This window comes from Paenibacillus tuaregi (assembly GCF_900086655.1).
Lineage (GTDB): Bacteria > Bacillota > Bacilli > Paenibacillales > Paenibacillaceae > Fontibacillus > Fontibacillus tuaregi.
The window spans coordinates 5188899-5195098 of sequence record NZ_LT575476.1 but is presented as its reverse complement, the minus strand read 5'-3'; the positions used below and the strand labels follow the sequence as shown (position 1 = coordinate 5195098).

Here is a 6200-nt window from a genome sequence, read left to right as displayed (position 1 = left end):
GGGGAAGCGGGGCCCCGCCGGTAAGCCCGGCGGATGCCTCGGCCCTGCGGCCGAACCGGCAGGGCCTGATCCGCATGCGCGGGCGGACAGACAGCGGCAAGGACTGGCAGCAGGAGATTGACCTGGAGCTGGCGAAGGTTCTTGTAGAGGAGAAGGCGGCCGTTGTAGTGAACCCCCACACGATCCGCCGACTCTACACCAGCAAGGGCTTCCGCCGGTATATCCTGAACCGGGACCGCCACATCTGCTACTTCTGTGGCGGACCGGGGGATACCATCGATCACCTGCTGCCCCGTGCCAAAGGCGGGCACACAACGCCCGACAACTGTGTCTGCGCCTGCAATCTGTGCAATCAGATGAAGGCGGATAAGGACGCGAAGGAATTTATGAAGAGAACTGGCGAAATATAAGCCAGGATGAAGCCAGCCGGAAAGGATCGGATTAACCAATGAATATCACGGTAAATCAGAGGGATGCCTCCAAAGTCGCCGTCATTACAAGCGACCAGCTTGTGATATCTAATGTAAATGACGCATTGGATGTCATGGTAAACGCCCAGTATCAGGGGTGTGACAAAATTTTGCTCAGGAAAGAAAACATTACTGAAGACTTTTTTGAGCTAAAGACAAAGCTTGCGGGCGAAATCCTGCAAAAGTATACGAATTATAGGGCCAGATTGGCTATTGTCGGTGATTTTAGTGGATACACCAGCAAGAGCTTGAACGATTTTATCTATGAATGCAATCAAGGCGATAAAGTGCTGTTCAAGAAGACAGAAGCAGAAGCTCTGGATGAGCTTCACCGGATTCCGGGTGCGTGGTAAGAACATCGTATACATTAAAGTGAAGAAGGATACCCATGTACCGGGTATCCTTCTGGCATATTGCTAACCTTTCTTACAACCGGGCAATGATCATAAAGCGCTCTGAATTTGTGCGAATTCCCTGGCTGGTCTTATTCTCCGCAATAAATTGTTGGAGGGTAGAAAGATCAGACTCCTCCCGTCCGAAGTCAGGAATAATCGGAGTGTGCTTTAGCAGAAATATGAAGTCTTCAGCCGTTTCATAATATTCCGTGGCGTTATATTCAAAAGATTGAACATCAGTAAAACCTGCTTCGTACAATTCAGTTACATATTTATTCTTTAGTGTTCCTGACTTTATTCCAAGTGCCTGTCCTCTCCCGAAAGCAGCTTTCAGGTTGGCCTTGTCGTTCTCGCCTACCTGCTGTGTGAGAAATAGGCCGCCTTCAACCAAGACTTTGGAGATTTCTTCGGCATTGAATTCCGAATGCCTGCACGAGACCACATTGAAGAAGTTCTCCGGAAAGTCTAGTTTTTCAGCGTTCATCCTAAGAAAACGCACATTGGGTAAGCGGGATTTAGCCGCATTCTCTAAAGCAGTTTTGATCATTCCTGAGGACTGGTCAATTCCCACTAGAAGAAGTGCGGATTCAGCAATGGATAGTACGGCTTCCCCACCGCCTGTACCGATGTCAAGCAATAGATCCGATTTATTGCTGGCCTTCCTCACTTTATCGTAGAAGTCCCATTCTACTCCCTCAGAAGTACATTTCACTTTGCTGAAATCCCATCCGTTGATTCGACCGACTCTATTATAAAACTCTATATATTCTACTGGATTCATTTGATAATCTTCCGCCTTTCTCATTCTGCATTTAGGTTCCATAAGATCAAAAGGGCAGACTTCCCCCTTGATGGCTGGTACGCGTTGTTCTCCAGCCCGGAAACTAAATATCTCGAACGATACGGAAGAGCATCCTGCTTCACCTCATTGAAAGAATTGATTTAACTATAGCTTGGATAGACTTCCTAAACAATAACCAATCATGCTGGGGCGTTGGAAGACAAGAAAGGCTGTCGTCACAGGTGGTTAATGTGGTTGTCCTGATAGGAATCAGCAGGCTGCTTTACAACTCTTTTACAACGAAATTTGGGTCGCAATGGTAAAATGAGGGTGGAAGTGGAGGTAGCTATGGCACATTTGCTGATTGTCGAGGACGAAAATTCAATTAATGATTTAATCGCCATGAATCTGACGCTGGTCGGGCATACCTGTGAGCAGGTCTATGGGGGCCAGCATGCATTACGTTACATGAAAGAGAATCGCTACGATTTGATCATTATGGATATTATGCTGCCCGAAGTGGACGGTTTCACACTGATCTCATCTGTCCCGAAGAATACGCCGGTGATTTTCTTGACCGCCATGGGCAACCTGACAGACCGGGTTAAGGGTCTTCAATTGGGGGCTGACGACTATATTGTGAAACCCTTCGAAACTATTGAGCTGCTGGCCCGGATTGAAGCTGTACTGCGGCGGACGAACCGGTCAATGCAGCTTTTTGCACTGGATGATACGGTAGTGAACCTGGACAGCCGTGTTGTGACGATAAACGGAAGCGAGGTCGATCTGACCCTACGGGAATTTGAACTGCTGGAGATCCTCATCAAGAATAAGAATATTGCATTGTCCCGGGAAAAGCTGCTCAAGCTGGCGTGGAACTACGAGTATAGTGGTGAAACGCGGACTGTGGATGTACATATTCAGAAGCTGCGCAAGAAGCTCAATTGGGAACACCGGATTAAGACCGTCTACAAGTTGGGCTATAGGCTGGAGGTGGACTCGTGAAGTTCTGGCAGAAGGCGTTCGTGGGTATTCTGCTGGTGTTTATTATTTCACTGGACATCTCCTTATATCTGACATCCCGGTACAGCTTTGATCTTAACCTGAAGCGGGACACGGACCGGGCCTTAGGAGAATATCATTTCATTATTAACGGTTTGAATGACTCCATCAACAGTATTCACTACCGATGGGAGGGGCAGCCTTCCCAAGCTTACTACGAGAGTCTCATGCAATCTTATGCAGATTACTATGGGAGGCAGAGGGTGTTCCTGGGCCTAAGGGGAACAGACAAGATGATATTCTCAAATATTCCGGCAGATGTGGGATTGTCCAAGGAACAGCCTGAACACGAAGCCTATACAATGCGGGTGAAGAATAGCAGCGGCATTCACTATCTGATCATTTCAGGGAAAATCGGAGGACAGCTGGAAGGAAATGATCTGGTTTATGTGAGGGATCTGACGGAGCTCTATCGGGCCAACGTTCAGCTGACCTGGTATCTCGTCATTGTCAGCATCGCAGTCGAAATTACACTATCGCTGGTGTTGTTCTTGTTCTTACGCAAGCTAACGCATCCTATCCGCATCCTTCAAAGTGCAACCCGTACTCTCTCTGACGGCATCTACAATAGTCGTATCCAGGTCCCGGGAAAGGATGAATTTCACGATTTGGCTGAAAATTTCAATCAGATGGCGGAGAGCATACAAGATAAAATGGATGAGCTGGACCGCAATGCGCGGGACAAGCAGCGGTTAATTGATAATTTAGCTCATGAGCTGCGTACGCCATTAACGGCCATTCGCGGATATGCCGAGTACTTACAAGGGGCCAATACTCACGAGCGGAATCGAATCAAGGCGGCAGATCATATGATTCGCGAGATTGATCGGATCAAGAATCTGGCGTTCAAGCTTCTGGATCTGTCGTTGGCCAAGAACCATTGTCTTGAGCTGCAGGAGATTGGAGTTCTGGAGATTTTTTCCCAAGTGAAGCTAATGGCGGAGTTGGCTCTGAAGGAGCGGAAGCTTCGACTGACACTTCATGCCGATTCCGAGCTCGCCAAATTGACATGTGATGTGGTGCTGCTTCAGTCCTTGCTTCTGAATCTGGTAGAGAACGCAGCCAAAGCTTCAACAGATGGCTCGGTGATTGAGATGTATACCTATGGGAATCCGGTATCGGTGCTGGAGATTCGGGATTATGGGATGGGCATGCAGGAGGAGCAATTGCAGTACGTGTTCGAGCCCTTTTATCGGGTAGATTCTGCGCGTTCTCGGAACTCAGGAGGAGTAGGGCTTGGCTTGACTCTCTGCCGGGAAATCGCACGCCTGCATGGAGCGGAGCTCCAACTGATTTCACAACCGGGTGAAGGAACGACGGCACGATTGAGTTTTACGACTTCTTTACAACCTGCTGAATACTCTCAAATGTCCGCTGAAATATGATGGGTTTACAGCGAAAGGAGAGGCTGTAAAGCTAAAATAAAGGAGTTTTAACAGATGGACAAGTTGAAGAAGAGTTTATCTAAGAACTTATGGGTTCTGGTGGCAGCCGGTCTAATGATTATTGGAGGCGGATTCGCATTGGTAGTTGCTTTAAATCATGGTTTGCCAGACAATGCGAAGCTAAATGCAGAGAATGTCAAGATGGAATCGACTCCGGCAAAGGCCAACGCGGTCACGCCTGGAGGTTACACGTTGATTGACAAATCAAAGGATACCCCTGAAGAGGAGAAGTCATATAAGCTTTACCTGAAGCAGGCCAATCCAGGGCATACTCAGGAACAGATTGATGAGGAATATAATAGATTATGGGCTCACAAAACTCCCGGAGATAAGGATATGACTGCCGCTCAAGCTGCAACCTATGCGGTGGATATTCTTAAGAAATTCTATGCGATTGACTTGACCGGATATACGGTAGAAGCGGATTTCTCCGGCGGATGGGCGTCTAAAGACGTTTGGGACTTTAGCATCTATAAACCTCGGAGCTCAGACAAAACCCGGAGCTATCATGTTTCCGTAGATTCGGTCACAGGTTCGCTGATGGATATGAGCTGGGGAACTGCCGGTGTTATAAAGGTGGAAAATAAGAACCTGGGTGACCGGGCATGGATCAAAGCAGCTGTGAAGCAGGTCACACGTCTTCTACCAGAGCATGTGACTGTCACTGGCAGCAAAGTGCTGTATGGCAATCCTGGGGAAGGCGTAGTTGTTTTATGCAAGCTTTCCGATGGTTCGGATTCCGTAATCCGTGTAGCAGGACCGAAACGAGAAGCGATGGGGTATCAACATTTCCCGTCAGGATATGATGGCAGCTGGGAGCAGCCGATAGCAGATGGGGCGGAAGCTCCCTGCTGCAAGATTCCGGAAAGCGGGAAATAATCATTGACCGGACTCAAAGAATAACCGGAGCCGCATTTCAATTCTGCCAGAATGGAATAAATGAGCGTAATTTAAGAAAAATCATAGACCAAAGCTGATCATTAGCGGGGTGGACGCTGCCTGTTCAGCATATACCCCAAAGACGCCATACCCTAACCGGATGGCGTCTTTGCTTTGGGCAGATGGCGATGGCTCTGGCCGAACTGCCACCAGCTCCAGGCAATTCGCAGCACGTCTTTGAAGCCGCGCTTCTTGATCACATAATAAGGGACCAGATAGGCCCCCCAGGGCGCCTTCGATTTAGCTACCGAGGGGATGTTCGCTCCGGCGAAATCAAAGCCGGCCATCCCGCCATCCGACAGGTCCTGCAGCAGGAAACTTTGCAGATGCTGTACCACGCCTTTGCTCATATGCTCGACTTTGCTGCCGGAGATCCAACCCTGAGCACGCTCTTGATTCAGCACCAGCACCACACTTGCGCTGACAGGCTCGCCATCTTTCGAATAACACACATAACAGCGGAAGGCCTCTTCGCCGAGCAGTTCCTGGGCAGATTCCAGGTCTTCCAGAGTAAGGTTGTGGGAGAAGCCCTGCCGGGATTCGGTACCGTGCAGGCACTCATGCACGTCCTTCATATTTCGGGATCGCTGAGAATAATAACCTTCTGAGGCGGCTCTTTTGATCCGGCCGCGGATATCCCCGCTTGCTTTTTCAAGCATGAAAGGAAAGTCCAGGTAATAGGTGTATTTCACGGTGACCTCGAAGCCGTGCCAGATAAACGGGCGGACATCGGTGAACTCCGGCGGCAGGCAGAAGCCAGCTGTTCCGGCTACTCCGCTCATCTCCTGAATCATCAGCTCGGCGGCCTCGTGCCACTGGGTGCTAATCCGGTGGGGCTTGGTTGTTGACGTAGGGTGGAACAGGGTGGGGTGATACGAATTCAGGGGCGGAAGATACAGCTTCCCGCGCCGATTGAAGAAGAACAGGCTCTCGCAGCTGTTGTCCGATTGGGGCGCTTGGAACCTGCGCATCACCGCATGGCAGCCCCATTTTTGCCGGTTGAACTCCGCCCAACGCTCCAGCAGATTAGCATCATACATGTTGGTCCATACACTCCCATCTTCCAAGATTAGGCATGCTTGTCTCCCATACAGCATGTATATTTCCG

The 6200-nt window shown here is 49.4% G+C and carries 7 protein-coding genes; 5 read left to right on the top strand and 2 right to left on the bottom strand.

Features of this window, described 5'->3' with window-relative positions; genetic code table 11:
* Nucleotides 1-410 (top strand): HNH endonuclease (locus tag BN6628_RS23300; protein ID WP_068621057.1); only part of this gene is annotated, 410 nt, incomplete at its 5' end.
* 38 nt (nucleotides 411-448) lie between these two features.
* On the top strand, nucleotides 449-823 hold the full coding sequence (locus tag BN6628_RS23295; protein WP_068621055.1) for a DUF4180 domain-containing protein: 375 nt from the start codon (nucleotides 449-451) through the stop codon (nucleotides 821-823).
* A 73-nt stretch (nucleotides 824-896) separates the two neighbouring features.
* Here BN6628_RS23295 and BN6628_RS23290 read toward each other — a convergent pair whose 3' ends face one another.
* Nucleotides 897-1646, bottom strand: a complete 750-nt coding sequence (locus BN6628_RS23290; RefSeq protein WP_068622586.1) for a class I SAM-dependent methyltransferase — start codon at nucleotides 1644-1646, stop codon at nucleotides 897-899.
* Between the two features lie 348 nt (nucleotides 1647-1994).
* Between BN6628_RS23290 and BN6628_RS23285 the strand changes: the two genes are divergently transcribed.
* From BN6628_RS23285 to BN6628_RS23275, 3 genes are read left to right on the top strand one after another with little or no spacing between them, the layout of a single operon-like run.
* Nucleotides 1995-2651 (top strand): response regulator transcription factor, encoded by a 657-nt coding sequence (locus BN6628_RS23285; RefSeq protein ID WP_068621053.1) that lies wholly within the window; start codon nucleotides 1995-1997, stop codon nucleotides 2649-2651.
* A complete protein-coding gene (locus BN6628_RS23280; RefSeq protein ID WP_068621051.1) occupies nucleotides 2648-4093 on the top strand; it encodes a sensor histidine kinase in 1446 nt (481 codons plus the stop codon). Before BN6628_RS23285 ends, BN6628_RS23280 begins: the two co-directional genes overlap by 4 nt.
* 54 nt (nucleotides 4094-4147) lie before the next feature.
* A complete protein-coding gene (locus BN6628_RS23275) occupies nucleotides 4148-5032 on the top strand; it encodes a hypothetical protein (RefSeq protein ID WP_068621048.1) in 885 nt (294 codons plus the stop codon).
* 152 nt (nucleotides 5033-5184) lie between these two features.
* Here BN6628_RS23275 and BN6628_RS23270 read toward each other — a convergent pair whose 3' ends face one another.
* On the bottom strand, nucleotides 5185-6132 hold the full coding sequence (locus tag BN6628_RS23270) for a hypothetical protein (RefSeq protein ID WP_068621046.1): 948 nt from the start codon (nucleotides 6130-6132) through the stop codon (nucleotides 5185-5187).
* Nucleotides 6133-6200 lie beyond the last annotated feature (68 nt).

Excerpts from the sequence above, each read along its gene's own strand:
- BN6628_RS23295 (WP_068621055.1), top strand. The coding sequence starts at position 449 with ATGAATATCACGGTAAATCAGAGGGATGCCTCCAAAGTCGCCGTCATT.
- BN6628_RS23290 (WP_068622586.1), bottom strand. The coding sequence starts at position 1,646 with ATGAATCCAGTAGAATATATAGAGTTTTATAATAGAGTCGGTCGAATC.
- BN6628_RS23285 (WP_068621053.1), top strand. The coding sequence starts at position 1,995 with ATGGCACATTTGCTGATTGTCGAGGACGAAAATTCAATTAATGATTTA.
- BN6628_RS23275 (WP_068621048.1), top strand. The coding sequence starts at position 4,148 with ATGGACAAGTTGAAGAAGAGTTTATCTAAGAACTTATGGGTTCTGGTG.
- BN6628_RS23270 (WP_068621046.1), bottom strand. The coding sequence starts at position 6,132 with ATGTATGATGCTAATCTGCTGGAGCGTTGGGCGGAGTTCAACCGGCAA.